Source organism: Nocardioides sp. NPDC051685, from assembly GCF_044453405.1.
Lineage (GTDB): Bacteria > Actinomycetota > Actinomycetes > Propionibacteriales > Nocardioidaceae > Nocardioides.
In genome coordinates this window covers 42,250-65,523 of sequence record NZ_JBITCR010000017.1, presented here as the reverse complement: position 1 = coordinate 65,523, position 23,274 = coordinate 42,250, and the positions used below count along the sequence as shown (strand labels likewise).

Sequence of the window (23,274 nt, the reverse complement as noted above, 5' to 3'; positions counted from 1 at the left end):
TTAGCGGAGCTATTCTCGCTTTCGCAATTCGGCGCGTTCCGCGCTTTCTCGCTGAAAGTTCGAAGCCTTATCCGCCTCAGTCCTGGAGGACTTTAGTGGCTTTCGCTCTAATCACCAACTCGGGAAACCCGCGGTGTTTATCGCTTAAACCTGCCCACTCATAGCCATGCCGGCCTGACTGAAACCAGACCCTGAGTCTCTGTCGTCGATCCGAAGAACAACATCTAGAACACCCTGGCTCGAGCGATGCTCGAAGAGTGGAGGTGGCCGCTCCGGGGCCGGAAGCCCGCCCGAAGACTCGCGCTTGCTTCCCGCCGCACCCTGGCGACTCGGAGAACACTACACACACCCTGACGCCGTTTCAAATCGCCAGGGCAACTTTTTTCGTGCGATGTTCTGGCCTCCACTCTAGACCCCCAGGGCAAGGCCCGTGGCCCGTTTGCCGGAGCCCGCGCCAGGGGCCTCGTACCCGCTGGTCAGGCGGGCGTGAAGAGCTCGACCGGGTTGCCGGCCGGGTCCTCGATCAGCGCCTGGGCACCGCCCCGGCCGTCGATGCGGCTGGTGCGTACCCGAGCTCCTGCTTCACCCAGGCGCCGGAGCTCCTCGTCGACGTCCGGCACCTCGAGCTGGATGCGGCTCCACCCACCGGGGCTGGGCACCTTCCCGTCGTCGGCCGCCTGTCCGGCGCCGCCGGCACCCGGGGTGTTGAGCATCAGCCTCAGCCCGTGCCCCTCGAGCATCGCGAAGCCGCCGGCTCTCGGACCGACGTCCTCGAACCCGAGCTCGCGGTAGAAGGCAACGGCGGCGGGGATGTCGTCGACGATGTAGCGGAATCCGGGAATCATGTGCTTCTCCTTTCTGCAACACTACTGTTGCATAGTAGGCTCCGGGCATGGCTTCTCGTCAAGGGCGAACGGACCCTCGAGTGGTGCGCAGCAGGGAGCGAGTGCTCGAAGCAGCGCTCGCGGAGCTCGCCGAGCGGGGATACGGCGGGTTCAGCATCGACGGTGTCGCCACCCGTGCCGGGGTCGCCCGGAGCACCATCTACCGGCTCGGCCACGATCGACTCAGCCTGGTCGCCGAGGCCATGGAGACGCTCAACGTGCAGCCACGTCCAGAGGCCGGCGGACAGGACCCGCGGGCCGACGTGGTCGCGATCGTCGAACATCTCGCCGCCGCCATGCAGTCCTCGTTGATGTCCGACTGCCTCCCCGCCGTGCTCGACGGCGCCGAGCGGGACCCCGGTCTGCGGAAGCTGCACCACCGTTACAGCGCGCAGCGGCGTACGCGGTTGGTCGATGCGCTCGCTCGGTTGAGCGAGTCGGGACGGGCGGTCGGGGATCCGGAGCGAGCGGCGGAGGCGCTGGCGGGGGCGGTGTTCTACCGGCGGCTGATGACGCCGGAGCCGTTGCGTACGGACGAGGTGGAGGGTTTGGTGGCGACGGTTCTCGGCGAGGCGTGACGCTACTGACGGGTCAGCCGACGCCGATGTGCTGGTAGTCGAGCTCGATCAGGGCGACGGCACGGTCGCCGAACGCGTCGACGTCGCGGGTGTACGGCGCACCGATGTATCGGGTCGCGATCCCGTCGATGATCTCCCAGCGGGTCTCGTCCTCGACCCAGCCGACGGCGCGGCCACGGAGGATGACCGGCGAGAAGGGGTTCGCCTGCGGCGTCAGGGAGAGCGCGATGCGCGGGTCCGCCTGAAGATTGCGGTACTTGCGGCCGCGGTTGCCGGTGAGGAAGACGACGTGGTCGCCGTGGGTGCCGATCCAGACCGGAGAGGTGCGCGGGGCGCCGTCGGGTCCGATGGTGGCGACATGGGCCAGGTCGGTGCCCTCGAGGAAGGGGCGTACGTCGGGGTTGATCATCGTTCTTCTCCTTGGCTGCGGTGGTCAGCGGATGACGCGGTAGTGGAGGTGGGTGACGCCGGGGGCGGGGACGACGTCGACGATCTCGAGCGAGATGTGCTCGGGAAGCTCGTTGAAGAAGCGCCGGCCGGCGCCGAGGAGCACCGGGACCTGGTGGAGGACGATCTCGTCGACGAGGCCTGCCTTCAGTGCCTCGGTCACGACGCCGCCTCCCATGAGGCCGACGTCCTTGCCGCCTGCCTGCTCCTTCGCGAGCGCGATCGCGTCCTCGATGGTGGTGGCGAAGCTCTGGCGGTCGTGAGCTGCCGGGGCGGGGCGATGGGAGAGGACGACCAGTGGGGCGGTGGGGTGGGGGGCTCCGCCCTGGTCCCAGCCGGAGTCGTCGTAGGTGTTGCGGCCGGCGAGGCTGACCCCGTCGCGGGAGGCCAGCGCATCGAAGACACGGGCGCTCGCCTCGGAGAGCTTGAAGCCGTCGAAGACCTGGCTGGGGGTGTCGCCGTCGAAGTACCAGTCGAAGAGGACACCTCCGTCGCCCAGGCCGCGACCCGCGCCGGCACCTCGCCCGGTGATGAAGCCGTCTACGGAGACCGAGAGTGCTGCAAGGACCATGCTCATGATCGTTCCCTGATCGGTGGAGTTTCCTGAAGAGACTCTGCGACCGTAGCATCTTGAGTCCCCTCAGGGAACCCCAAATGGTAGATTCGGTACCATGCAACGTACGAACTTCGCCGAGATGGCGTGCTCGATCGCGCGGACGCTCGATGTGATCGGGGAGGCGTGGTCGCCTCTCGTGCTGCGCGACATCTGGGTGGGCATGAACCGGTTCGACCAGATCCAGGCGGATCTCGGGATCTCGCGGAAGGTGCTCACCGAGCGGCTCGGGCATCTGGTCGAGCGCGGGGTGCTGGAGAAGCAGGCGTACGACAACCGGCCGCGCTACGAGTACGTGCTGACGGAGAAGGGGCGCGAGCTGGTCGATGTCCTGATGGTGATGGCCGGCTGGGGTGACAAGTGGCTCGCGGGCGAGGCCGGGCCGCCGGTGCTCTACCGGCACCACGCGTGCGGCGAGATCGCGCGGGTCGATCTGCGGTGCGCGCACTGTGGCGAGCCGATGCACGCCGACGACGTCGACGTGCTGCCCGGGCCCGGCGCGGCGACTCCGGCGTCAGTGTCAGCGGGGTAGCGGGCCGGTGTAGGCCTGCCGTGACGCCTCCACGGCGGGCATGTTCAGCTCGGACCAGGTGCCGACGGCGGCGAAGACCGGCTGGAGGCTGCGGCCGAGGTCGGTGATGTCGTACTCCACCCGCGGCGGGACCTCGGCGTGGTAGCGGCGTTCGACGAGGCCGTCGCGCTCGAGCTGACGCAGGCGCTGGGTCAGCACCTTCGACGAGATCGTGCCGAGGCGGCGCTCCAGCTCTACGAAGCGCTGGGTGCCGAACTCGTGCAGCGTCCACAGGATCGGGGTGGTCCACCGGCTGAAGATCAGCTCCACGGCGGGGGTGATCGGGCAGGCGGCCACCGGCTCGTCGGTGCTCGGACGCCAGGTCATGTCGCTCCAATACTTACCTTGGGGAACCCACTGTATCGAAGTCTCTAACGTCGGTCTCGCACTCAGATCACACGTTGAATGGAGACCGAGATGATCGTCATCACCGGAGCGACCGGGAACGTCGGACGCCCGCTCGTGGACCTGCTCGCCGACGCCGGGCACACCGTCACCGCACTCTCGCGAGGCACCTCGGCGCCGCTGCCGACGCGGCCCGGGGTCGTCCCTGCCGTGGCCGACCTCTCCGACGTCGCGACGCTGGCCCCGGCCCTGGCCGGCGCCGACGCGTTGTTCCTGCTAGTCAGCGGCGCCGGCGCCCATGTCGACGGACCGGCACTGATGAAACATGCCGAAGCCGCAGGCGTACGCCGGGTCGTGCTGCAGTCGTCCCAGGCAGTCGGCACCCGGCCGGGGGCACCGTCGCACGCGCCGCTCGTCGAGCTCGAGGAGGCGGTGCGGACCTCGGCGATGGAGTGGACGATCCTGCGACCCGGCGGCTTCGCGAGCAACGCGCTCGCCTGGGTGCAGATGATCAAGGAGACGGGTGCCGTCCATGCGCCGTTCGGTGACGTCGCGCTTCCGGTGATCGACCCGCTGGACATCGCCGAGGTCGCGGCGGCGGTGCTCACCCAGGATGGTCACGACGGACGGACGTACGAGCTCACCGGGCCGGTCGCGACCACTCCTCGCGAGCAGGTCGGCGAGATCGCGGCGGCGACCGGGCGGCCGTTGGAGTTCGTCGAGCTGACCCCCGAGGAGGCACGCCGCCAGATGGTGACGTTCATGCCTGCGGCCGTCGCCGACGGGACGCTCGCCATCCTCGGAAACCCGACCGACGCCGAGCAGGCGGTCAGCCCCCATGTCGAGGAGGTGCTCGGCAGGCCGGCGCGTGGTTTCGCGGAGTGGGCTCGGCGGCTCTCCGCGGCGTACGAGGCCTGAGGTCAGCTGCCGCCGGCGGCGCCGAGCTCCTTCAGCTCGGCACCGTCGATGCGGTGGACCTCCCACTCGTCCTGCGGGACCGAGCCGAGGGAGCGGTAGAAGGCGATCGACGGCTCGTTCCACTTCAGCACCCACCACTCCAGGCGGCGCCAGTCGTTCTCGACGCAGATCTCGGCGAGGCGTACGAGCAGGGCCTTGCCGGCGCCGGCGCCGCGGTGGGCGGGGTCGACGAAGAGGTCCTCGAGCCAGATGCCGTTGCGGCCGGTCCAGGTGGAGAAGGTGACGTACCAGACCGCGATGCCGATGACGGTGCCATCGCTCTCGGCGATGAGGCAGTGGGTGGTCGGGGTGCCCGACTCGGGGAAGAGGGCCGTGGTGAAGTCGGCCTCCGTGGCCTCGACCGCGTCGGGCTCCTTCTCGTAGTCGGCCAGGGCGTGGACGAGGCGGAGGATCTCGGGTACGTCGGCGGGCACGGCATCGCGGATGGTGACGGTCACGGTGCCGATCCTAGGGCTACTCGCGAGTTGGGGAACACGTGTTCTAGCGAGACACGGTCGCAATGGCGGGGCAACAAATGCTCTTTACGTTGCGGGGTGCCCCCCAACAGATTGGAACCCCACATGACTCAGTCACGTCGGAACTTCCTGCGCAACGTCGGCCTCGCCGGCGGAGCAGGCGTCATGTTGCACAGCATGGGTGCTCTCGGACTCACCTCGGCACATGCCGCGGAGACGCCCGCGTTCACCCCTCCCAAGCCCTCGGACCTTGCCCGGGCCGGCAGCAAGTCGGTCGTGATCCTCGGCGGCGGCATCGCCGGTCTGACCGCTGCGTACGAGCTGCTCAAGGGCGGCTACAAGGTCACCGTGCTCGAGGGACGCGACCGGCCGGGCGGCCGTAACTTCACGGTGCGCGGCGGCACCCGGGTGACCGATCTGAAGGGGGTCACCCAGGTCGCCGGTTTCTCCCAGGGTCAGTACATGAACGCGGGCCCCGGGCGGCTGCCGCAGAGCCACATCACGCTGGACTACTGCAAGGAGCTCGGCGTCCCGATCGAGGCGTTCACCAACCAGAACGCCAACGCACTGCTCTACTACCCCGGCGACCACGGCATCGGCGCGGTGCAGATGCGCCAGGCGAAGGCGGACACGTACGGCTATGTCTCCGAGCTGCTCGCGAAGGCGACCGACAAGGGTGCCCTCGACGAGGAGCTGACCGCGGACGACAAGGAGGCGCTGATCGCGTTCCTGCGGAGCTTCGGGGACATCGGCACCAAGGAGGAGGGGTACGCCTACACCGGCTCCAGCCGCGCGGGCTACACCGTCGAGCCGGGTGCCGGGCAGGAGTCCGGCACCGAGGTGGCACCCAACTCGATGAGCGCCGTCCTGGCCGCCGGCCTGGGCCAGTACTTCTCCTTCGAGTTCGGCTACGACCAGGCGATGATGATGTATCAGCCGGTGGGTGGCATGGACGCGATCCCGTACGCGTTCGCCAAGGCCGTCGGGGCACGGAACATCCGCTACGGGGCCGAGGTCGTCGAGTGGAAGAACACCTCGACCGGCGTCTCGGTGGCCTACAAGGCTCGTGGCAGGACCGAGGTCATCGAGGCGGACTTCGCGATCAACTGCATGCCGCCGCTGATCGCGGCCAAGATCCCGCACAATCTCGGCGCGGACATCACCGCGAGCCTGAAGTCCTTCGGGCCCACGAACGCCGGCAAGATCGGGATCGAGTACGACCGGCGCTGGTGGGAGGAGGACTTCCGGATCTACGGCGGGATCACCAACACCCGCCTCGACCTGCGCAACATGTGGCACCCGTCGTACGGGTTCCACGGCGACAAGGGCACCATGATCGGCTACTACAACACCGGTAGCGCGGCCGACACCTATGGTGCGCTCACCCCGGCCCAGCGGCTCTCGCGCGCGGTCGACATGGGCAAGCAGATCTTCGGCGACGTCTACGGCGAGGGCATCACCGCCTCCTACAGCCAGGACTGGAAGTCACAGAAGTTCTCCGAGGCCGCCTGGGCCTACTCCTCGGTCGCTGACACCGACCCGCTCTACACCCGGCTGTTGGACGCCACCGGAAACACGTACTTCGCCGGCGACCACCTCAGTCACGCGGTCGCCTGGCAGCACGGCGCGATCACGGCCGCCCGGGCAGCCGTCGAGAAGCTGCACGCGCGGGTGACGGCATGATGTCGCCGCGTACGAAGGTGGTGGCTGTGGTCGGGTTGACCGCGGCCCTGGTCGCGCCGACGGCGGCGGTCGCCGGAAGCAAGTGGTCACAGTTTCCGCCGCGCGGCGGGGAGACGATCTCGGTGCTGCCCGCGGGTCAGGACAACCCGTCGATCGCCAACGGAGTCGCGATCGGGCCGGCGGCCGCGATCTACAAGACCAGCGGGCTCGGCCCGTCCCGGCTCAACACCGGGGCGAGCGGTGAGCTGGCCTACATCGACACCGCGGTGTTCCCTGGTGGTGAGCTGCCCCCGGGCGTGACCATCACCGAGGCGCAGGGGATCAACGCGCTGCGCCGGATCGGGGAGAACCTCGAGGCGGCCGGGCTCTCCTACGAGGACGTGATCACGATGCGCGTCTTCCTGCAGAACCCAGCGGGCGAGGCGAAGATGGACTTCGCGGGCTGGAACCGGGCCTACCGGCAGTTCTTCGCGAACACGTCGGTCTCGACCGGCGAGGCGATCCCGGTGCCGCTCGGCACAGCTGCGCCGGCGGCTCCGATGGTCGTCAATCCTGCCCGGCCGTCGCGGTTCGCGCTCGAGATCGAGAACCTGCCCGTCGACGGATGGCTCGTCGAGGTCGAGGTCGACGCGGCCTATCCGGTGAAACGGAGGTAGGTCCTTCACAAACGAGAATCGCCCTCTCCGAGCAATGCTCGGGGAGGGCGATTCTCGTGCAGCTCAGACGGTTGTCAGAGCTTGGAAAGCTTGGGGAAGGGGCTGGCAATACGCACCAGTCGGGGACCGAAGTCGACAGTGACTGCGGCCGTTTCTTTGTTGACGACCCGACCCAGGCCGAAGGAGTCATGGGAAACCAGGTCCCCTGACTCGAACTGCTCAATGACCGGCTCGGGATCTGCCTTGAAAGGACTCGCGGCGAAGTGTCGCCGCCGGGGGGTTGAGGTAGTCATCCCTTCGAGTATGTGGCCTCAGACACGAATTAGGGAATGCACAAGATGGTCACAATGACCCATCAGATCGTTTCAGGCCGGCGTGTAGTCGGCCTTCTCGTAGCTGGCGCTGCGGCGGTAGCGGGCCGAGATGCTGGGCCAGTTGGTGGTGATGCGGCCGTTCTTCTCCCGATACCAGGAGGTGCATCTGCTCCAGACGCTGTCGGCCAGCTTCTCCTGGATCCGGGCGTCGTACGCCTCCTCGACCTCCGCCCGGACCTCGAGCGGGCCGGCCTCGTCGATGTGATCGGCGTAGCGGCCCAGATAGCGGGCCTGGGTCTCCAGGAAGAAGATGATCGAGCCGCCGCCCGTGTTGGTGTTGGGGCCGTACATGATCAGCAGGTTGGGGAAGCCGGGGACGGTCATGCCGTGGTAGGCGTGGGCACCGTCCTTCCAGTGGGTATGCAGGTCGCGGCCCTGGGTGCCGGTGATGGTCATCGGGGCGAGGAAGTCGGTCGCCTTGAACCCGGTGCCCCAGATGATCACGTCGACCTCGTGGTGCTGCCCGTCGGCGGTGACCACTCCGGTCGATGTGATCTCGGTGATCTGGTCGGTGATCACGTCGACGTCGGGCTGGGCGAGAGCCGGCAGGTAGTCGTCGGCGAAGAGGACACGCTTGCAGCCGAACGGGTAGTCGGGCCAGACCTTCTCGAAGAGCCCCGGCTTCGCCGCGGTCTGCGCCTTCATGTGGCGCTTGGACCAAGCGCGCATGACCGCACTGAACGGCTTGATGTGGAACGACGTGGTGAGCCACTCGGCCTGGGTCCAGATCTTCGCGCGGTCGAGGAGCTGCGGGACGGGACGGGCGGGGTCGGTGCGCTCGAAGTCCTTGCGCGGGACGATGTAGGGCGCCGAGCGCTGGAACAGGAGCACCTTCGCCGCGTCCTTCCGCACCTCGGGCACGAACTGGATCGCGCTCGCGCCGGTGCCGATCACCGCGACCCGCTTGCCGACGAGGCTGAGGTCGTGGTTCCACTCGGCGGAGTGGAACGCCTCTCCGCGGAACGTGTCGGCGCCGGGGATGCTCGGGATCGAGGGGCGCGAGAGCTGACCGACGGCGGGTACGAACAGGTCGACCGTCTCGGTCTCCCCGGTGCTGAGCTCGAGCTGCCAGGTCTTCGCCTCGTCGTCCCAGCGCGCGGCGGTCACCTCGGTGTGTAAGCGGATGTGGCGGCGTACGTCGTACTTGTCGACGACCCGGTGGATGTAGTCGAGGATCGCGGGCTGTCGGGAGAACTTGTGGGGCCAGTGCGGGTTCGGCTCGAAGGAGTAGGAGTAGAGGCTGGACGGTACGTCGCAGGCGGCGCCCGGGTAGGTGTTCTCCCGCCAGACGCCGCCGACGTCACCGGCCTTCTCGAACACGACGATGGCGTCGTGGCCGCGCCTCTTGAGCTCGATCGTGGCGGCCAGCCCGCCGAAGCCGGTGCCGATGACAGCGATGCGCAAGGGATCCTCCGAGGGCCGGGAGCGAGGGTGTGACGTGGACCATACCGGGAGAATTTGAATGGCCGCGCGGGCCCGTCCGAACGGGGAGAAAGGTAAGAACTGAGACGCCCACTCGTCATCGCGCTTAGGGTCGGCTAACCTAATTGCATGATCGTCTGCCAGTGCCGAGTCGTCACGGACCGTGACGTCGACGCCGCGCTGGCGGGCGGGGCGCGTACGGTCAGCGCGATCTGCCGCTCGACGGGCGCCGCGCAGGACTGCGGCGCCTGCATCTTCTCGGTGAAGAAGCTGGTCACCCAGCATCTCGAGCACGAGTGCTCGCACCTCGTGGCCGACGGCGCCGCGAGCTGAAGCACGCAACCGGTCACAAACTGAGTCTGTCCTCACTCCCGGGGCGCCGTGCAAGTATCGGGGCAGATCCCGTCACCGGAGGTGCGTCACATGCAGCCAGTCGATCCACGTGTCGTCGAGCTCCTCAACGAGGCGCTCACGTTCGAGCTCACGGTCACCAACACCTACTTCCTGCACGCCAGGATGCTCGACAACTGGGGTCTGCCGAAGCTCGGCAAGGTCTTCTACGACCTCTCCATCGACGAGATGCGCGACGCGGACGACCTGATCAACCGGATCCTGATGTTCGACGGCCACCCCAACGTGCAGCGCCTCAACGCCATCCAGGTCGGCGAGACCGCCGAGGAGATGCTGCGGTTGGCGCTGGCGAGCGAGCGCGACGCGGTCGCCCAGTTCAACGCCGGCGCCAAGGAGTGCCACGAGCTCGGTGACCATGGCACCGCTGCCGTCTTCGAGGAGATGGTCCGCGACGAGGAGAAGCACGCCGACTGGTTCGAGTCCCAGCTGGACGCCATCGACCGGGTGGGCCTGCAGGCCTACCTGGCTCAGCACGTCGGGGCCGGCGAGGGACCCGGCTGAGCGAGCCGGGCCCCAGGCTCGACGTCAGGCGAGCACCATGTCGTCGATGCAGAGGATGTTGTCCTCGCTGTCCTTGAACCACGCTGCGTGCCCTGCGGGGCCCATGCCCGCGACATCTCCGTCCCAGGTCACACCGGGCATGTCGTAGTGCTCGAAGGTGATCCCCTTCGCACCCAGGTCGTCGACCTCCTTGCGGACGTCAGACACGTGGAACTGGGCGATCGTGTGCCCGGCCTTGCCCGCCTGGTCGGTCTCGTAGAGGTGGAAGGACGTCCCGCCCGACGTCGTGAAGAGCAGCCCGCCCGGGTCCTCACCGGCCGGCTCGAGCCCGAGCTTGTCGGCGTAGAAGCGACGAGCCCGCTCGAGGTCGGCGGCCGGGATGTTCGCCATCACCTTGCTGTCGGTCAGCATCACGTCCTCCTCAGGCGCTCTCGAACCAGGGGTGGTGGAGGTCGTAGTAGGTCGCGCCCTGCATCGCGTAGTCGAGCTCATCGCGTACGTCCGCCGGCGGCTCGAGCTGCTCACCCTTGCGGGCCTCGGCCTCGCTGGTGAACGCGATGGTCTCGACGAAGCTGCCGTCCGCCTCGATCGCGAGGGTGCCGCCGATGATCTCGGGGCGCATCTCGTGCAGCTGCGTGGTGTCGGTCGTCATCATCGCCTTGAGTCGGCTCGTGTCGTCGACCCGGCCACGGATGATCTGCACGAACCCGGCGTCGTCGGAGCCGCCGTCGAAGAGCAGCGTGACGTCGTCGCAGTCGTGGTACTCCATCGGGCCGTCCATGACCTCCGCCATCCTCGCAGCCCACTCCCCCTGCTCGGGGCGGTCGGAGTTGGCCATCGCCGCCTCGCGTGACTCGAATCGGACCACCCCGATGAGCTGGCCGTCGTCGGTGAATCCGTAGGTGCCGCCCAGCCACCCGGTCGCGCCCGGCGCGAGGTCGCGCCGCCACTCGTCGAGCAACTGGTGAGCCTCGTCCTGGCGGGTGCAGGGCCCCTGAATCATCTGGATGAACATGCTGCCTCCTCGGTCGTCGGTGTGCCAACGGACCGGTCGAGGCAGGTCCCGGGCCCCGGCCGGGCCCACTCGCAACGTACGTCCGATCGGGTGTCCCGCACATACCCCAAACGGGGCGTTTTCAGTCGACGTCGACCCAGTTCAGGGTGCGGTCGACGGCCTTGCGCCAGCCGGCGTAGCCGGCCTCGCGCTGCTCGTCGGTCCAGGCCGGCTTCCAGCGCTTCGACTCGTTCCAGTTCTGGCGGAGCTCGTCGGTGTCCTTCCAGAATCCGACCGCGAGGCCGGCCGCGTAGGCGGCTCCGAGCGCGGTGGTCTCGGCCACCACCGGGCGGCTGACCTCGACGCCCAGGACGTCGGCCTGGATCTGCATGCACAGATCGTTGACGGTGACACCGCCGTCGACCTTGAGGACCTCGAGACGTACGCCGGAGTCCTTCTCCATCGCGTCGGCGACGTCCCGGCTCTGGTAGCAGATCGACTCGAGGGTCGCGCGGGCGATGTGGCCGCTGGTGTTGAACCTGGACAGGCCGACGATCACGCCGCGGGCGTCCGAGCGCCAGTAGGGGGCGAAGAGGCCCGAGAAGGCGGGGACGAAGTAGACCCCGCCGTTGTCCTCGACCTCCTTGGCCAGGGTCTCGGACTGTGCGGCGTTGCTGATCACCCGGAGCTGGTCGCGCAGCCACTGCACCGCGGAGCCGGTGACGGCGATCGAGCCCTCCAGGGCGTACGTCGGGGGCTGGTCGCCGAACTGGTAGCAGACCGTGGTGAGGAGGCCGTTCTGGGAGCGTACGAGCTCCTGGCCGGTGTTGAGGAGAAGGAAGTTGCCGGTGCCGTAGGTGTTCTTGGCCTCGCCCGCGTCCAGGCAGACCTGGCCGACCATCGCGGCCTGCTGGTCGCCGAGGATGCCGGTGATCGGGACCTCGCCCTTGAGGGGTCCGGTCTTCAGGGTCGTGCCGTACGCCTTCGGCTCGGAGGAGGGCCGGATCTCCGGGAGCATCTGGCGCGGGATGTCGAAGAAGCCGAGCAGCTCGTCGTCCCAGTCGAGGGTCTCGAGGTTCATCAGCATGGTGCGGCTGGCGTTGGTGACGTCGGTGACGTGTACGCCGCCGTGGGGGCCGCCGGTCAGGTTCCAGACGACCCAGCTGTCGGTGGTGCCGAAGATGGCGTCCCCAGCTTCTGCCGCCTCGCGGACACCGTCGACGTTCTCCAGGATCCACTGGATCTTGCCGCCGGAGAAGTAGGTCGCCGGCGGGAGGCCGGCCTTGCGGCGGATGATGTCACCTCGCTCGTCCTTGTCCAGGGCGGAGGCGATCCGGTCGGTGCGGGTGTCCTGCCAGACGATGGCGTTGTAGTAGGGGCGGCCGGTCTTCCTGTTCCACACGACCGTGGTCTCGCGCTGGTTGGTGATGCCGAGCGCGGCGATGTCCTTGTGGGTCAGCTTCTTGCTGTTGAGGGCCGTCTGGATCACCGAGCTGGTGCGCTCCCAGATCTCCACCGGGTTGTGCTCCACCCAGCCCGCTTTCGGCATGATCTGCTCGTGCTCGAGCTGGTGGCGGGCCACCTCGTTGCCGCCGTGGTCGAAGATCATGCAGCGGGTGCTGGTGGTGCCTTGGTCGACGGCTGCGACATAGTCGGGCATGTCGGTCCTCTCGGGTTCTCTGTGTCTCGTTCTCGGCGGGCAAGGGACGTGCCAGAGCGGTTCGGCTGATTCACACGGGCTGGCGGACCACCTCCAGCGGCCCCTCCTCGGGCGTCGGCGGCTCGAACCGTTTGAAGTATTCCGTCGCCGTCTGTTCGGTGAGCGGCCAGTCGTCCGCCCGCCTGCCGTGTCGGTCACCGACCCGGCTCAGGATGGTCTCGAGACTCGTCGCGATGTAAACGGTCTCCGGCACGATGCCCTGCGGTGCGAGCAGTGCGCGGAACTCATCGCGTTGTCGCCGGAACCAGAATCCGAAGTCGAGCACGACGTCGTTCCCCGCCGCGACATGGCACAGCAAGCGAGCCTTCAGGTCTGCTGCCACCTCGGCGACCACTTCGGCGGAGGGCATCGTCGTGATCCCGCGATCCCAGAACTCCACCTCGAACGACAGACGCGTCCAGCCCTCGCGCTCCAGGCGCTTGGCGTAGGTGGTCTTGCCGGCACCACCTGGCCCGCACATCATCACGACGCGGGGTCGTCCTGTGTCGCTCGCTGCCACCGGGCCGAGATTACGCTCCCCCGCGGCGACGTGCAGCCACGCTCCGTCGGCTGCGTCTGCGATTTCCCGGGTGAACGAAAATTCGTTCGCGGGGAAGCGGTGGGCGCCGGTCTTCGGGCGAATGAATTTTCGTTCACCCGGCGAAAGGGCTCAGCCGTTGTCGTTGCCCTCGCACTCCTTGAGCCACACCGCGGGGTAGCGCGGCCTGATCGGTGAAGAGCCGCAGGGTCGCGTACGCAGCAGCGAACCACCCCGCCCCCAGCGCGAGCGTCGCGATCCCGGCGCCGATCTCGAAGAGTGCGAGGCCGGTCGCGGAGGCGAGGGCGCTGCTGCCCGTGGCCACGGTTCCGACCGGGAACGTGAAGGACCACCAGGTCGGCGCCACCGGCAGGCCGTCGCGGACCTGGCGCACCGTCAGCGCGAGCGCCAACGCGCTCCACAGCACGGTGAAACCCCATACCGGCACGCCGTAGCAGACCGCGAGCATGCTGAGAGCGTGCCCGTAGCCGGACACCACCGACGGCGCGAACGCACCGAGGTGATGGACCACGGCGGTCCACAGGCCGAGGAGCGTGCCCGCCGCCCACACACAGGATCGCGCCCAGCCCGACCGCCACACGGGCACCGAGTACGTCCTGGCCGACCCCGACCGCACCGGCCCCGACGGTCATCAGCGCCATCGCCGGGGCTCCGTAGAAGTGGGACATCACCGGGTCGTCGTAGTGGCACCGCAGCAGTGAGCTCTCCTGACGGATGCCGAGCAGCATCACCGTCACCGTGGCCGGGCGACCCAGGCCGACGTCGACCTCGGCACCCTCGTCCGGGTGCCGGTGGCCGAGCTCGACCTGTCCCGGGAGTTCCGGGCCGTCTGGGTGGGCGGTGCGCGCCCTCCCGCGGGACCGGTCCGCGATCTCCTCGGGATCGCCGGCACCTGAACCGCTGGCCGAGCAGCCCGGGGCGTACGTCCTTCTAGTCCTGGATCCGCTCCAGCTTGGTCCAACCGGTGTAGCCGCGCTTCTCCACGAGGCGCATGAGGTCGCGAGCGACAGGGACCTGCTCGACGAACATCGAGTCGAGCAGGGCGGCGAGCTCGGCGGGCATGGCCTGGTCGCCGTCGACGTAGGCGGCCCAGTCCTCGTCGGACACCGCGTTCATCTGGGCGACGATCTGGTCGGCGATGGCCTCCAGACGCGGATCGCCGGGCTGCCAGTCGAGCATGGCCTCCAACTCGCGGTAGGTCTCCACGACCGAGGGGTCGTCGAGCTGACCGACCTTGTTGCGGATGAAGGCCTCCATGCTCTGCGGCTGCTGGGCGGCGACCAGGATCCAGGCGTCGCGCTCGCCCTCGATCATCCGCTCCGGGATGCCGAGCTCCCGCATCCGCTCCAGATAGGCGACCGCCTCGGGCGGGAGGGCGAGGCCGTCACCGTGGACGAGCCGGGCGATCCGCTCACGGTGGCCCTGCCGCTCGCGGATCTCGAGGCGGAGCCGCTTGTCGATCTCGGCGACCGCCTTCTTGAAATCCTCGTCGCCGGCGTCCAGCAGCTCCTTGACACGGGAGAGCGGGACGCCGGCGTCGGCGAGGATGCGGATCTTGATCAGGTCGACCACGGCAGCGGCGTCGTAGCGCCGGTATCCCGAGTGGTCGCGCTCTGGCTCCACCAGCAGCCCTTTGGCGTGGTAGTGGCGCACGGCCCTGACGGTGACACCGGCGTACGACGCCAGCTGGCTGATCGTGAGCATCCCCGAATACTGGCGGGAACACCCGGGTTTGTCGCGTATTTAGGCGAACTTGCGGCGGTAGGCGGCGGTGGCCAGGACGTACGCGACGACCAGCAGGCCGACGCACCAGGCCAGCGCGATCCACAGCTCGTTGCCCAGCTCCTGACCGGAGAAGATCGCCCGGATGGAGTCGACGATCGAGGTGACCGGCTGGTGCTCGGCGAAGACGCGCACCGGACCGGGCATGGAGTCGGTCGGCACGAACGCCGAGCTGAGGAAGGGCAGGAAGATCAGCGGGTAGGAGAACGCGCTGGCTCCCTCGACCGTGCCGGCGGTCAGCCCCGGGACCACCGCGAGCCAGGTCAGCGCGAGGGTGAACAGGGCCAGGATGCCGATGACCGCGAGCCAGTCGAGCACGCTCGCGCTGGTGCGGAAGCCCATCAGCAGGGCCACGAGCACCACCACGACCAGGGAGATCATGTTCGCGACCACCGAGGTGAGCACGTGACCCCACAGCACCGCGGACCGAGCGATCGGCATCGACTGGAACCGGTCGAACATGCCCCCGTTCTTGTCCTGGAAGAGGCGGTAGGCGGTGTAGGCGATGCCGGAGGCGATCGTGATCAACAGGATGCCCGGTAGCTGATAGCTGACGTAGCTCTCGTGGGAGCCGGTGTCGATCGCGCCGCCGAAGACGTACACGAACATGAGCATCATGGCGACCGGGGTGATCGCGGTGGTGACGATGGTGTCGGGGCTGCGGCCGATGTGTCGCAGGGAACGGCCGAGCAGGACGGCGGTGTCGCCGAAGAATCGGGTGGTCATCGTGACTCCTTGGTGCTGGTGATGGCGAGGAAGATCTCCGCGAGGGACGGCTGCTTCTCGACGTACTCCTGCTTCGCCGGCGGGAACATCGCCTTGAGCTCGGCGAGGGTTCCGTCGGCGATGATGCGGCCCTCGTGGAGGATCGCGATCCGGTCGGCGAGCTGCTCGGCCTCCTCGAGGTACTGCGTGGTGAGCAGGACCGTGGTGCCGTTGTCGGCGAGCTCCTTGACGGTGGCCCACACCTCGATCCGCGCCTCCGGGTCGAGGCCGGTGGTCGGCTCGTCGAGGAAGATCACCGGCGGGTTGCCGATCAGGCTCATCGCGATGTCGATCCGGCGGCGCATCCCACCGGAGTACGTCGCGACCTTGCGGTTGCCGGCCTCGGTGAGCGAGAACCGGGCGAGGAGCTCGTCGGCGACCGCGCCCGGGTTCTTCTGGCGGAGCAGCTTGGCGATCAGGATGAGGTTCTCGCGGCCGGTCAGGATCTCGTCGACGGCGGCGAACTGGCCGGTGAGGCTGATGGACGTGCGTACGTCCTGGGCCTGGGTGGCGACGTCGAAGCCGTTGACCGTCGCCTGGCCGCCGTCCGCCTTGAGGAGCGTCGTCAGGATCTTCACGGTCGTGGTCTTGCCGGCGCCGTTGGAGCCGAGGAGGGCGAAGATACTGCCCTTCTCGACCTCCAGGTCGACGCCCTCGAGGACGTGTACGTCGCCGTAGGACTTGGTCAGTCCGGCGATCTGGATTGCGGGTGTCGGGTTCATGTCGAATAGCGTCGAGGGTTGACCCTGGGTCAAGGTCAAGCGGAAGTTCTGACCTTTTTTCGACGGCCCTCTCACCGCGATCGGAGGTTCCACGTGGAACCTTCTAAAGCAGCCCTTTGACTTCAAGTACTTGAAGTTCTTAGCGTCTTCGAACGTGACTGCATCAACGACTCGGACCTACACGATCCGGGAGGTGGCGACGCTGACCGGACTGCCGGCCAGCACGCTGCGCTACTACGAGACGATCGGGCTGATCGAGCCGGTCAGCCGCGGTGCCAGCAGTGGACACCGGGTCTACGACGAGTCCGACCTGGACCAGCTGACCGGGGTCGCCTGCCTCGCCGCGATCGGGCTGTCGATCGACGACATGAGGACGTACGTCTCCAACGGCCGCCTCGGCCGCGACGGTGCCGAGGAGCAGATCGATCTGCTCGCCGAGCACGCCGACCGACTCGCTCGGGAGGCGGAGACCCTCGAGATGCGGCGGCGGTACGTCGGCATCAAGGTCGACTACTGGCGTGCCGTCTCGGCGGGCGACCAGGAGCGTGCCGAGCAGCTCTCGACGCAGTCACTCGCGCTGGCGGACCAGATCCGCGACCGCCTCAGGTAACCCACCATCATCAGATCCAAGGAGATCGCCTTGCGCGTCAACGCGTACGCAGCCCCTTCCGCCGGCGAGCCGCTGGCCCCGATCACCATCGAGCGCCGCTCGGTCGGTGAGAACGACGTCCTCATCGCGATCGAGTACGCCGGCATCTGCCACTCCGACATCCACACCGTCAACGGCGACTGGGGCCCGCAGCCGTTCCCGGTCGTGCCCGGCCACGAGATCGTCGGCCGCGTCACCGAGGTCGGCTCCGCCGTCACCAACCACAAGGTCGGCGACCGCGTCGGCGTCGGCTGCTTCGTCAACTCGTGTCGCGAGTGCGACAACTGCCGCAACGGCGACGAGCAGCACTGCTCGACCCCCGGCGGCGGAGTCGGGACGTACGCCGCGAAGGACCGGGACGGCTCGTTCACCCAGGGTGGCTACTCCACCCATGTGGTCGTCGACGCCTACTTCGCGCTCAAGGTGCCCGAGGGCATGGACCCGGCGGCCGCGACGCCGCTGCTGTGCGCCGGCATCACGACGTACGCGCCGCTGAAGAAGTGGGGCGCGGGCCCCGGCAAGCGGGTCGCGATCGTCGGGCTCGGCGGCCTCGGCCACATGGGCGTCAAGATCGCCCACGCGATGGGCGCCGAGGTCACCGTGCTCTCGCAGTCGCTGAAGAAGCAGGAGGATGGTCTGCGGCTCGGCGCCGACCACTACTACGCGACCTCCGATCCGGCGACGTTCGAGCAGCTGGCGAGCAGCTTCGACCTGATCATCAACACCGTCAGCGCGAAGATCGACCTCGACGCCTACCTCGGCCTGCTCGCCGTCGACGGCACCATGGTCAACGTCGGCGCCCCCGCCGAGCCGCTGAGCGTCAACGTGTTCTCGCTGATCACCAACCGGCGCAACTTCGCCGGCTCGATGATCGGCGGCATCGCGCTGACCCAGGAGATGCTCGACTTCTGCGCCGAGCACGGCATCGGCTCCGACGTCGAGGTGATCTCGGCGGAGCAGATCAACGAGGCGTACGCCCGGGTCCTGGCCTCCGACGTGCGCTACCGCTTCGTCATCGACACGGCGACGCTGGCCTGAACGACACCGCGGGGATCTAACCCCAGTGCGCGGGTCGGTCGTGCCCTGCGGGCAGGCGGGTGCTCCCGTCTCCTCGCAGGGCGTTGACCTGCGCCTGGCTGAGAAAGAGGGCCCGGGAGAGATCCGCGCCCGCGACGGCCGCGTCCCGCAGATCCGCACCGAGCAGGTCGGCGTCGGCGAGGTCGACGCCCCGCAGGTCGGCGGCCACCAGGAGCGCGCTCCTGAGGTCGGCGCGACGCAGGTCTCGCCGGCGCAGGTCGCGGCCGATCAGGTCGGCGCCCGCCAGCGCCTGACCCGCGGGGTGGCGTACCTCTGCACTCACCCGGCGAAGCGCGCTCCCGACCGCCGAGCGGAGCGCGCCCAGGTCGGCGGCGAGCACCTGGTCGGCGGAGCCGGCCGCCGCGGCGGAGACCTGCTCGGTCAGCTCGGCGAGGTCGGGCGACGGGCTTCGCTCGGCGGCCTGCTCGAGCAGGGCCAGCATCTCGTGCAGGTGCCGCATCACGGCGAAGACGTCGAACATGTCCTGCCGCAACGCCGGCTCCGTGCGCCAGTCGGCACCACCGAAGGTCACCTGGGTGACCTGCTGACCTGCACCGAAGCACTCGAACACCGTGCACCCGGCATACCCGCGGTCCCGCAGCCGGTCGTGGATCCCGCACCCGAAATCGGGTCCGAGGTGGCGGCACGGATCGCCGGCGGCCTTGTCCTCCGGAAAGTCCGCCGAGCGGGCGAAGGGCAGCGCCACGCAGCACAGGCCCGCGCAGCGGGAGCAGTCGGACCGGTAGGTGCTCATCGGAGGGTCTCCACAGCCTCAGCAGCCGGCGTCGTCGAGCGCCTTGGCCGTCAACCGCCGGCCGAGCTCGATCATCTCGGCGGCCCGATGGAAGTCGAGCGTACGGGCGGCGTCGGCCGGCACGGTGATCAGGACGTCGGGCGGCAGCCCTGCCAGCCGGTAGCGCGCGACCAACTCCTGCATCACATCCCACGACAGCGTCATGACGTCGGCGATGCGCAGATCGGGCTGACCGCGGCTCGGCTCTGCCTTCGGGGCCCTGGTCGTCTCGCCACCGACGCCCAGCTTGTCGCGGAGCCGCCGGAGGACCGTCGTACCTTCCTCGTCGGCAGTGACGTCGGCGGAGTTCTCGGCCACCGGCGCTTGCGTCCCGCGCTGGGTGCGCGGACCCTGCAGCGAGACCGCGATGGTCAGGTCGGCCGGGGTGGCGGCGGTCGGGTCCATCGGCAGCGGGTTGAGCAGGCCGCCGTCGACGAGCACGCGGCCGTTCCACATCACCGGCATGAAGACGCCGGGAATGCCGATCGAGGCCCGGATCGCCTTGACCAGCGGGCCGCGCTGGAACCACACCTCGCGATGCGACTCGAGGTCGGTCGCGATCGCGGTGAACGGGATCGGCAGATCCTCGATGAGCTGCTCGCCCAGCAGGTTCTCCAGCTCCGCGACGACGCCCCCGGCGTTGAACGCACCGCCCGCCCGCCACTTCGGGTCGAGCAGCCGCAGCACGTCGATCTGCCGCAGCGCCGTCGCCCAGTCGGCGAACTCCTCGTCCTTGCCGGCCGCGATCAGGCCGCCGACCAGCGCCCCCATCGAGGTGCCGGCGACCGCCACGATCTCGTGTCCCCGCGCCCGCAGCTCCTGTACGACGCCCAGGTGGGCGTAGCCCCGTGCACCGCCTGCCCCGAGGGCGAGCACGACCCGCTTGCCAATCATCGCCATGCCCCCATGATCCCCGATACCTCGCGGGCGCTCTGCACGTCGGACTAGGGTGCCGGATATGAGCATCCCGGTCGCGCTGTCCGATCTCGCCGCCACGCTCGAACGCTTCGGCAGCGGCTTTCTGCTGACCACCGCGGGCGAGCGGATCAAGGTCGTGGTCGTGGACCCGGTCGTCGAGGGCTCGTACCTGCGGATCTCCGATCCCGGCGGCGGCACCCGTGCGAACCTCGCTGCCAACCCGGTGCTCACCCTGACGTACGCCCCGCTGACGCCGCGCGAGCATGCGCTGATCATCGACGGGACCGGTCGCGTGGACGGCTCCGATGTCGTGGTCACGCCGACCGGCGCGGTGCTTCATCGGCCGGCCTCGCACGCCTCCGGGCCGGTCCCCGAGGACGGCTGCGGGCAGGACTGCCGCCCGGTTGACGCATCGAATTGACGCTACCCCTCGAGCCAGTTCAATCCCTCGAAGACCTGCTGCCAACTGAACACCGCGACGAGCACGCCGGCGACTGTTGCGGCGATCACCAGCATGGCTCGATCCTGGCGACGCAGCATCGCGACCGCGCCGGTGACCACCGATGCGGTGCTGCTCACCACGATGATGATCCCCCAGAGGGTGAGCAGTGGTTTGTCGGTGAAGCTGTCTGCCGGCTCCACCAGACCGGTAGCGAACCCTACGACTGACGCGGCGGTGGCCGCGACGGCTGCAGCGGCGAGAGCGACCGTCCATCGACCCAGCCCGGTCCTCGGGGCCAGATGTTCCTGACGGCGTGGGATTGTTGTGTTCATCTCCACATGCTGGCGGGCGAGGCCGGATGATGCGCAGGGGCGATCGGCCTCGCCGCCGGAGTCGAAGGTCCGTCCACCCGTCCGGCCGTGCAGCCCGACGCGCAGGCCGGTGACAGACGTCCTCAGGCATGGGGGCGGCCGTAGGCTCGGCGCATGGAGACCTCGCCCACCGTGCTCGTCACCGGCGCGACCGGCTTCATCGGTCGGCGGCTGGTCGCGGAGCTGATCGAACGCCGCACCACGGTGCGTGCGATGACTCGCCGGCCAGACGACTATGACGGCCCCGGTGACGCGGTTGGCGCCGACGTCAACGACCCGACCACGCTGCCGGCCGCACTGGACGGCGCCGATGTGGCGGTCTACCTGGTCCACTCGCTCGACCACGACGACTTCGAGGAGCGCGACGCGCGGGCCGCGCGGTCCTTCGGTGCCGCCGCCGCTCGGGCCGGGGTGCGCCAGATCGTCTATCTCGGCGGGCTCGGTGACGATGACGGGGATCTCTCTCCCCACCTGCGCTCCCGACGCGAGGTCGAGTCCCTGCTCGGTGAGGCCGGCGTCCCGGTCACGACGTTGCGGGCCGCGATCGTCGTCGGCCACGGCGGCGTCTCCTGGGAGCTGACCCGGCAGCTGGTCAAAAACCTCCCCGCGATGGTGGTGCCGAAGTGGACCGCCACCCGCACCCAGCCCATCGCCGTGGACGACGTGATCCGCTACCTCGCGGGCGTCATCGACAACGAGGACGCGATCGGCGAGGTCTTCGAGATCGGCGGCCCCGAGGCGATGACGTACGTCGACATGCTGACCGTCGCGTCCGAGGTGGCCAACGGCCGGTCGATCCCGGTCGTCCCGGTGCCGGTGCTGACGCCCCGGCTGTCGTCGTACTGGCTGGCCCTGGTGACCGACGTCGACGTGACCACCGGGCGCAATCTGATCGACTCGATGACCACCGAGGTCGTCGTGCGCGATCGGCGCATCCTCGACGTCGTGCCGGGCGAACCGTTGCCCTACCGGGAGGCCGTACGTCGCGCCCTGGCCGAGCGACTGGCCGACCGGAACACGCTCTGAGAGACCGTGGCCGGCCTCAGCCGAAAAGCAACGGCAGCGCGAGCAGCATCGACAGCGACCAGGCACAGTGGGTGAGGATCGGGGCGAGCACGCCGCCCGAAGCGCGCCGCTCGAGGCCGACCACCGCCCCGAGCAGGATCGCCGCGAAGGCCAGCATGACGTTGCCGGTCGCCAGCGTCGCGATCACATAGGCCACCGACGACCAGGCGACCGGATGGTGGGGCAGGGCGGCATAGACCGCGCCCCGGAAGAACAGCTCCTCCGCCACCCCGTTGACGGCGGTCACCACGACGAGGATCGGCAGCGAGCCCTGGTCGGCGAAGTCGAGCACCGAACGCACCTGGCGGTCCAGCCAGCCGATCTCGCGCACGACCAGACCGCCGATCACGAAGATGCCGGCCAGGCCCAGGCCGATCAGGATCGGCGCCAGCACGGGGCGGACGAGCCGATGCCCTCTCTCCTGCCGACGCCAGGCGCCGATCCGGCCGAGGTGCAGCGGCCCGGATGCGAAGGCGCCGACGGCCCACACGCCGGCCAGGCCGATGGCCGCAGGGTAGAACCAGACGCTGCCCGGCTCGATGCGCAGCGAGACGCCGAGCACCAACGCGCCGAGCAGCACGAAGCCGACCGTGACCAGCTGACGGCGGCGCAGGGCGGCGTCGCTCTGGCGGTGATCACGCGGGACGACGTCCCACAAGGATCTGCGCACCCAGCGGCGCACGGCACTCCCCACTCTCCTGAATCCGGTGACGGCTGCGTACGCCGTCCAACCTACGTCCCGGTCAGATGATGGCGACGGCGTTCGCCGGTGATCCGGTCGCGCCGGTGCGGCTTGTCTTGGTATCCCGCGCTTCGCTCTGCCGTAGGGTCGATGGCGATGCCCGACAACTGGCTGAACGAGACCCGCGACTCCTACGACACCGACGCGGCCGGCTACGCCGAGAAGGTACGCGGCCTGCTGGACGATCGTCCCTACCTGCGCGCAGGGCTGGCCGTGTTCGCCGAGACCGTGCGTGACAGCGGCGGTGGGCCGGTGGCCGACGTCGGCTGCGGCCCCGGGTACGTGACCCGCCACCTCCACGACCTGGGGGTCGACGCCTTCGGGATCGACCTCTCCCCCGAGATGATCGCGATCGCGCGGCACGACCACCCGGACCTCGGGTTCGAGGTCGGGTCGATGACCGATCTGCCGCTGGCGGACGGAGCCGTGGGCGGCGTACTCGCCTTCTGGTCCGTCATCCACATCCCCGACGCGGCGGTGCCCGGGGTCTTCGACGAGTTCCGGCGGGTGCTGCGGCCCGAGGCACCGGTGCTGGTCGGGTTCCACGTCGGCGACGACACCCGGCACTCGACCACCGGCTACACCGGGCGCCCGATCAGCGTCGACAGCCACCGGCGGCGGCCCGAGCAGATCTCCCGATGGCTGCGCGAGGCCGGCTTCACCATCGAGGCCGAGCTCCTGATGCGGCCCGACGACGAGGTCCCGGGCGCGATCGTCGTCGCGCGCAAGCCGCTCTCCGATTGATCAGGAACGAAGAAGCGTACGGGCTCGGGACTTT

Annotated in this window: 31 protein-coding genes; 12 read left to right on the top strand and 19 right to left on the bottom strand. The window is 68.9% G+C overall.

The features are described from left to right. Nucleotides 1-476: 476 nt before the first annotated feature. Nucleotides 477-845, bottom strand: coding sequence for a VOC family protein (locus tag ACIA03_RS28655; protein WP_396988910.1), 369 nt, complete (start codon nucleotides 843-845; stop codon nucleotides 477-479). An 83-nt stretch (nucleotides 846-928) separates the two neighbouring features. Between ACIA03_RS28655 and ACIA03_RS28650 the strand changes: the two genes are divergently transcribed. Further along, nucleotides 929-1,462, top strand: coding sequence for a TetR-like C-terminal domain-containing protein (locus ACIA03_RS28650; protein ID WP_396988909.1), 534 nt, complete (start codon nucleotides 929-931; stop codon nucleotides 1,460-1,462). Nucleotides 1,463-1,475: 13 nt separating this feature from the next. Here the strand turns inward: ACIA03_RS28650 and ACIA03_RS28645 are convergent, their stop codons facing one another. Both ACIA03_RS28645 and ACIA03_RS28640 read right to left on the bottom strand, forming a co-directional pair. Further along, nucleotides 1,476-1,871 carry a TIGR03618 family F420-dependent PPOX class oxidoreductase gene (locus tag ACIA03_RS28645; RefSeq protein ID WP_396988908.1) on the bottom strand — a complete coding sequence of 132 codons (396 nt, stop codon included), beginning with the start codon at nucleotides 1,869-1,871 and terminating at the stop codon, nucleotides 1,476-1,478. A gap of 24 nt (nucleotides 1,872-1,895) precedes the next feature. Next, nucleotides 1,896-2,486 carry a dihydrofolate reductase family protein gene (locus ACIA03_RS28640; RefSeq protein WP_396988907.1) on the bottom strand — a complete coding sequence of 197 codons (591 nt, stop codon included), beginning with the start codon at nucleotides 2,484-2,486 and terminating at the stop codon, nucleotides 1,896-1,898. Nucleotides 2,487-2,580: 94 nt separating this feature from the next. On the opposite strand from ACIA03_RS28640, the gene ACIA03_RS28635 reads away from it, so the two are divergent. After that, nucleotides 2,581-3,054: a winged helix-turn-helix transcriptional regulator gene (locus tag ACIA03_RS28635; RefSeq protein ID WP_396988906.1), complete on the top strand. Its 474-nt coding sequence runs from the start codon at nucleotides 2,581-2,583 to the stop codon at nucleotides 3,052-3,054. Here ACIA03_RS28635 and ACIA03_RS28630 read toward each other — a convergent pair. Continuing rightward, complete coding sequence (locus tag ACIA03_RS28630) at nucleotides 3,043-3,420, bottom strand: winged helix-turn-helix transcriptional regulator (RefSeq protein ID WP_396988905.1); 378 nt, start codon at nucleotides 3,418-3,420, stop codon at nucleotides 3,043-3,045. The two genes, ACIA03_RS28635 and ACIA03_RS28630, sit on opposite strands and share 12 nt — an antisense overlap. Nucleotides 3,421-3,510: 90 nt before the next feature. Here ACIA03_RS28630 and ACIA03_RS28625 point away from each other — a divergent pair, with 90 nt between their 5' ends. Beyond that, nucleotides 3,511-4,356, top strand: coding sequence for an SDR family oxidoreductase (locus tag ACIA03_RS28625; RefSeq protein WP_396988904.1), 846 nt, complete (start codon nucleotides 3,511-3,513; stop codon nucleotides 4,354-4,356). Between the two features lie 2 nt (nucleotides 4,357-4,358). On the opposite strand, the gene ACIA03_RS28620 is transcribed toward ACIA03_RS28625, so the two are convergent. Then, nucleotides 4,359-4,853 carry a GNAT family N-acetyltransferase gene (locus tag ACIA03_RS28620; RefSeq protein ID WP_396988903.1) on the bottom strand — a complete coding sequence of 165 codons (495 nt, stop codon included), beginning with the start codon at nucleotides 4,851-4,853 and terminating at the stop codon, nucleotides 4,359-4,361. A 123-nt stretch (nucleotides 4,854-4,976) separates the two neighbouring features. Here ACIA03_RS28620 and ACIA03_RS28615 point away from each other — a divergent pair, with 123 nt between their 5' ends. Next, the gene (locus ACIA03_RS28615; protein ID WP_396988902.1) at nucleotides 4,977-6,554 is read left to right on the top strand and encodes a flavin monoamine oxidase family protein; all 1,578 of its coding nucleotides are present in this window, start codon (nucleotides 4,977-4,979) and stop codon (nucleotides 6,552-6,554) included. A 26-nt stretch (nucleotides 6,555-6,580) separates the two neighbouring features. Beyond that, nucleotides 6,581-7,210: a Rid family hydrolase gene (locus tag ACIA03_RS28610; protein ID WP_396988901.1), complete on the top strand. Its 630-nt coding sequence runs from the start codon at nucleotides 6,581-6,583 to the stop codon at nucleotides 7,208-7,210. Between the two features lie 74 nt (nucleotides 7,211-7,284). Here the strand turns inward: ACIA03_RS28610 and ACIA03_RS28605 are convergent, their stop codons facing one another. Next, nucleotides 7,285-7,503, bottom strand: a complete 219-nt coding sequence (locus tag ACIA03_RS28605; protein WP_141790972.1) for a hypothetical protein — start codon at nucleotides 7,501-7,503, stop codon at nucleotides 7,285-7,287. A gap of 72 nt (nucleotides 7,504-7,575) precedes the next feature. Next, a complete protein-coding gene (locus ACIA03_RS28600; protein WP_396988900.1) occupies nucleotides 7,576-8,988 on the bottom strand; it encodes a flavin-containing monooxygenase in 1,413 nt (470 codons plus the stop codon). Nucleotides 8,989-9,135: 147 nt separating this feature from the next. Here ACIA03_RS28600 and ACIA03_RS28595 point away from each other — a divergent pair, with 147 nt between their 5' ends. Together ACIA03_RS28595 and bfr are read left to right on the top strand one after the other, a co-directional pair. After that, on the top strand, nucleotides 9,136-9,339 hold the full coding sequence (locus tag ACIA03_RS28595; RefSeq protein WP_396988899.1) for a bacterioferritin-associated ferredoxin: 204 nt from the start codon (nucleotides 9,136-9,138) through the stop codon (nucleotides 9,337-9,339). A gap of 90 nt (nucleotides 9,340-9,429) precedes the next feature. Further along, entirely contained in the window at nucleotides 9,430-9,918 is a 489-nt protein-coding gene (bfr, locus tag ACIA03_RS28590) for a bacterioferritin (protein WP_396988898.1), read from the top strand. A gap of 24 nt (nucleotides 9,919-9,942) precedes the next feature. Here bfr and ACIA03_RS28585 read toward each other — a convergent pair whose 3' ends face one another. The 8 genes from ACIA03_RS28585 to ACIA03_RS28550 form a co-directional block, all read right to left on the bottom strand. Next, nucleotides 9,943-10,329 carry a VOC family protein gene (locus tag ACIA03_RS28585; RefSeq protein WP_396988897.1) on the bottom strand — a complete coding sequence of 129 codons (387 nt, stop codon included), beginning with the start codon at nucleotides 10,327-10,329 and terminating at the stop codon, nucleotides 9,943-9,945. 10 nt (nucleotides 10,330-10,339) lie between these two features. After that, complete coding sequence (locus ACIA03_RS28580; RefSeq protein WP_396988896.1) at nucleotides 10,340-10,933, bottom strand: hypothetical protein; 594 nt, start codon at nucleotides 10,931-10,933, stop codon at nucleotides 10,340-10,342. Between the two features lie 121 nt (nucleotides 10,934-11,054). Continuing rightward, nucleotides 11,055-12,572: a glycerol kinase GlpK gene (gene glpK, locus ACIA03_RS28575; protein WP_396988895.1), complete on the bottom strand. Its 1,518-nt coding sequence runs from the start codon at nucleotides 12,570-12,572 to the stop codon at nucleotides 11,055-11,057. Between the two features lie 70 nt (nucleotides 12,573-12,642). Beyond that, on the bottom strand, nucleotides 12,643-13,131 hold the full coding sequence (locus ACIA03_RS28570; protein WP_396988894.1) for an AAA family ATPase: 489 nt from the start codon (nucleotides 13,129-13,131) through the stop codon (nucleotides 12,643-12,645). A gap of 133 nt (nucleotides 13,132-13,264) precedes the next feature. Beyond that, on the bottom strand, nucleotides 13,265-13,756 hold the full coding sequence (locus ACIA03_RS28565; protein ID WP_396988893.1) for a hypothetical protein: 492 nt from the start codon (nucleotides 13,754-13,756) through the stop codon (nucleotides 13,265-13,267). 344 nt (nucleotides 13,757-14,100) lie between these two features. After that, nucleotides 14,101-14,874 (bottom strand): MerR family transcriptional regulator, encoded by a 774-nt coding sequence (locus ACIA03_RS28560; protein WP_396988892.1) that lies wholly within the window; start codon nucleotides 14,872-14,874, stop codon nucleotides 14,101-14,103. 39 nt (nucleotides 14,875-14,913) lie between these two features. Beyond that, nucleotides 14,914-15,678 carry an ABC transporter permease gene (locus ACIA03_RS28555; protein WP_396988891.1) on the bottom strand — a complete coding sequence of 255 codons (765 nt, stop codon included), beginning with the start codon at nucleotides 15,676-15,678 and terminating at the stop codon, nucleotides 14,914-14,916. After that, nucleotides 15,675-16,439 carry an ABC transporter ATP-binding protein gene (locus tag ACIA03_RS28550; RefSeq protein ID WP_396988890.1) on the bottom strand — a complete coding sequence of 255 codons (765 nt, stop codon included), beginning with the start codon at nucleotides 16,437-16,439 and terminating at the stop codon, nucleotides 15,675-15,677. The genes ACIA03_RS28555 and ACIA03_RS28550 overlap by 4 nt, the downstream gene beginning before the upstream one ends. 154 nt (nucleotides 16,440-16,593) lie before the next feature. Between ACIA03_RS28550 and ACIA03_RS28545 the strand changes: the two genes are divergently transcribed. Continuing rightward, a complete protein-coding gene (locus ACIA03_RS28545; RefSeq protein WP_396988889.1) occupies nucleotides 16,594-17,049 on the top strand; it encodes a MerR family transcriptional regulator in 456 nt (151 codons plus the stop codon). 24 nt (nucleotides 17,050-17,073) lie between these two features. Beyond that, a complete protein-coding gene (locus tag ACIA03_RS28540) occupies nucleotides 17,074-18,126 on the top strand; it encodes an NAD(P)-dependent alcohol dehydrogenase (RefSeq protein WP_396988911.1) in 1,053 nt (350 codons plus the stop codon). 16 nt (nucleotides 18,127-18,142) lie between these two features. On the opposite strand, the gene ACIA03_RS28535 is transcribed toward ACIA03_RS28540, so the two are convergent. Together ACIA03_RS28535 and ACIA03_RS28530 are read right to left on the bottom strand one after the other, a co-directional pair. Continuing rightward, nucleotides 18,143-18,919, bottom strand: coding sequence for a pentapeptide repeat-containing protein (locus ACIA03_RS28535; RefSeq protein WP_396988888.1), 777 nt, complete (start codon nucleotides 18,917-18,919; stop codon nucleotides 18,143-18,145). A gap of 18 nt (nucleotides 18,920-18,937) precedes the next feature. Beyond that, on the bottom strand, nucleotides 18,938-19,858 hold the full coding sequence (locus ACIA03_RS28530; protein WP_396988887.1) for a patatin-like phospholipase family protein: 921 nt from the start codon (nucleotides 19,856-19,858) through the stop codon (nucleotides 18,938-18,940). A 58-nt stretch (nucleotides 19,859-19,916) separates the two neighbouring features. Here ACIA03_RS28530 and ACIA03_RS28525 point away from each other — a divergent pair, with 58 nt between their 5' ends. Then, nucleotides 19,917-20,297, top strand: a complete 381-nt coding sequence (locus ACIA03_RS28525) for a pyridoxamine 5'-phosphate oxidase (RefSeq protein ID WP_396988886.1) — start codon at nucleotides 19,917-19,919, stop codon at nucleotides 20,295-20,297. Nucleotides 20,298-20,299: 2 nt separating this feature from the next. Here the strand turns inward: ACIA03_RS28525 and ACIA03_RS28520 are convergent, their stop codons facing one another. Beyond that, on the bottom strand, nucleotides 20,300-20,650 hold the full coding sequence (locus tag ACIA03_RS28520) for a hypothetical protein (protein WP_396988885.1): 351 nt from the start codon (nucleotides 20,648-20,650) through the stop codon (nucleotides 20,300-20,302). Between the two features lie 153 nt (nucleotides 20,651-20,803). On the opposite strand from ACIA03_RS28520, the gene ACIA03_RS28515 reads away from it, so the two are divergent. Next, entirely contained in the window at nucleotides 20,804-21,715 is a 912-nt protein-coding gene (locus tag ACIA03_RS28515; protein ID WP_396988884.1) for an NAD(P)H-binding protein, read from the top strand. A 16-nt stretch (nucleotides 21,716-21,731) separates the two neighbouring features. On the opposite strand, the gene ACIA03_RS28510 is transcribed toward ACIA03_RS28515, so the two are convergent. After that, complete coding sequence (locus ACIA03_RS28510; protein ID WP_396988883.1) at nucleotides 21,732-22,436, bottom strand: CPBP family intramembrane glutamic endopeptidase; 705 nt, start codon at nucleotides 22,434-22,436, stop codon at nucleotides 21,732-21,734. 156 nt (nucleotides 22,437-22,592) lie between these two features. Between ACIA03_RS28510 and ACIA03_RS28505 the strand changes: the two genes are divergently transcribed. Continuing rightward, entirely contained in the window at nucleotides 22,593-23,240 is a 648-nt protein-coding gene (locus ACIA03_RS28505) for a class I SAM-dependent methyltransferase (protein WP_396988882.1), read from the top strand. Nucleotides 23,241-23,274 lie beyond the last annotated feature (34 nt).

Coding starts and splice junctions, on each gene's coding strand:
- ACIA03_RS28655 (WP_396988910.1), bottom strand. CDS start 845: ATGATTCCCGGATTCCGCTACATCGTCGACGACATCCCCGCCGCCGTT.
- ACIA03_RS28645 (WP_396988908.1), bottom strand. CDS start 1,871: ATGATCAACCCCGACGTACGCCCCTTCCTCGAGGGCACCGACCTGGCC.
- ACIA03_RS28640 (WP_396988907.1), bottom strand. CDS start 2,486: ATGAGCATGGTCCTTGCAGCACTCTCGGTCTCCGTAGACGGCTTCATC.
- ACIA03_RS28635 (WP_396988906.1), top strand. CDS start 2,581: ATGCAACGTACGAACTTCGCCGAGATGGCGTGCTCGATCGCGCGGACG.
- ACIA03_RS28630 (WP_396988905.1), bottom strand. CDS start 3,420: ATGACCTGGCGTCCGAGCACCGACGAGCCGGTGGCCGCCTGCCCGATC.
- ACIA03_RS28625 (WP_396988904.1), top strand. CDS start 3,511: ATGATCGTCATCACCGGAGCGACCGGGAACGTCGGACGCCCGCTCGTG.
- ACIA03_RS28615 (WP_396988902.1), top strand. CDS start 4,977: ATGACTCAGTCACGTCGGAACTTCCTGCGCAACGTCGGCCTCGCCGGC.
- ACIA03_RS28605 (WP_141790972.1), bottom strand. CDS start 7,503: ATGACTACCTCAACCCCCCGGCGGCGACACTTCGCCGCGAGTCCTTTC.
- ACIA03_RS28595 (WP_396988899.1), top strand. CDS start 9,136: ATGATCGTCTGCCAGTGCCGAGTCGTCACGGACCGTGACGTCGACGCC.
- bfr (WP_396988898.1), top strand. CDS start 9,430: ATGCAGCCAGTCGATCCACGTGTCGTCGAGCTCCTCAACGAGGCGCTC.
- ACIA03_RS28585 (WP_396988897.1), bottom strand. CDS start 10,329: ATGCTGACCGACAGCAAGGTGATGGCGAACATCCCGGCCGCCGACCTC.
- ACIA03_RS28580 (WP_396988896.1), bottom strand. CDS start 10,933: ATGTTCATCCAGATGATTCAGGGGCCCTGCACCCGCCAGGACGAGGCT.
- glpK (WP_396988895.1), bottom strand. CDS start 12,572: ATGCCCGACTATGTCGCAGCCGTCGACCAAGGCACCACCAGCACCCGC.
- ACIA03_RS28560 (WP_396988892.1), bottom strand. CDS start 14,874: ATGCTCACGATCAGCCAGCTGGCGTCGTACGCCGGTGTCACCGTCAGG.
- ACIA03_RS28555 (WP_396988891.1), bottom strand. CDS start 15,678: ATGACCACCCGATTCTTCGGCGACACCGCCGTCCTGCTCGGCCGTTCC.
- ACIA03_RS28550 (WP_396988890.1), bottom strand. CDS start 16,439: ATGAACCCGACACCCGCAATCCAGATCGCCGGACTGACCAAGTCCTAC.
- ACIA03_RS28535 (WP_396988888.1), bottom strand. CDS start 18,919: ATGAGCACCTACCGGTCCGACTGCTCCCGCTGCGCGGGCCTGTGCTGC.
- ACIA03_RS28530 (WP_396988887.1), bottom strand. CDS start 19,858: ATGGCGATGATTGGCAAGCGGGTCGTGCTCGCCCTCGGGGCAGGCGGT.
- ACIA03_RS28525 (WP_396988886.1), top strand. CDS start 19,917: ATGAGCATCCCGGTCGCGCTGTCCGATCTCGCCGCCACGCTCGAACGC.
- ACIA03_RS28520 (WP_396988885.1), bottom strand. CDS start 20,650: ATGAACACAACAATCCCACGCCGTCAGGAACATCTGGCCCCGAGGACC.
- ACIA03_RS28515 (WP_396988884.1), top strand. CDS start 20,804: ATGGAGACCTCGCCCACCGTGCTCGTCACCGGCGCGACCGGCTTCATC.
- ACIA03_RS28505 (WP_396988882.1), top strand. CDS start 22,593: ATGCCCGACAACTGGCTGAACGAGACCCGCGACTCCTACGACACCGAC.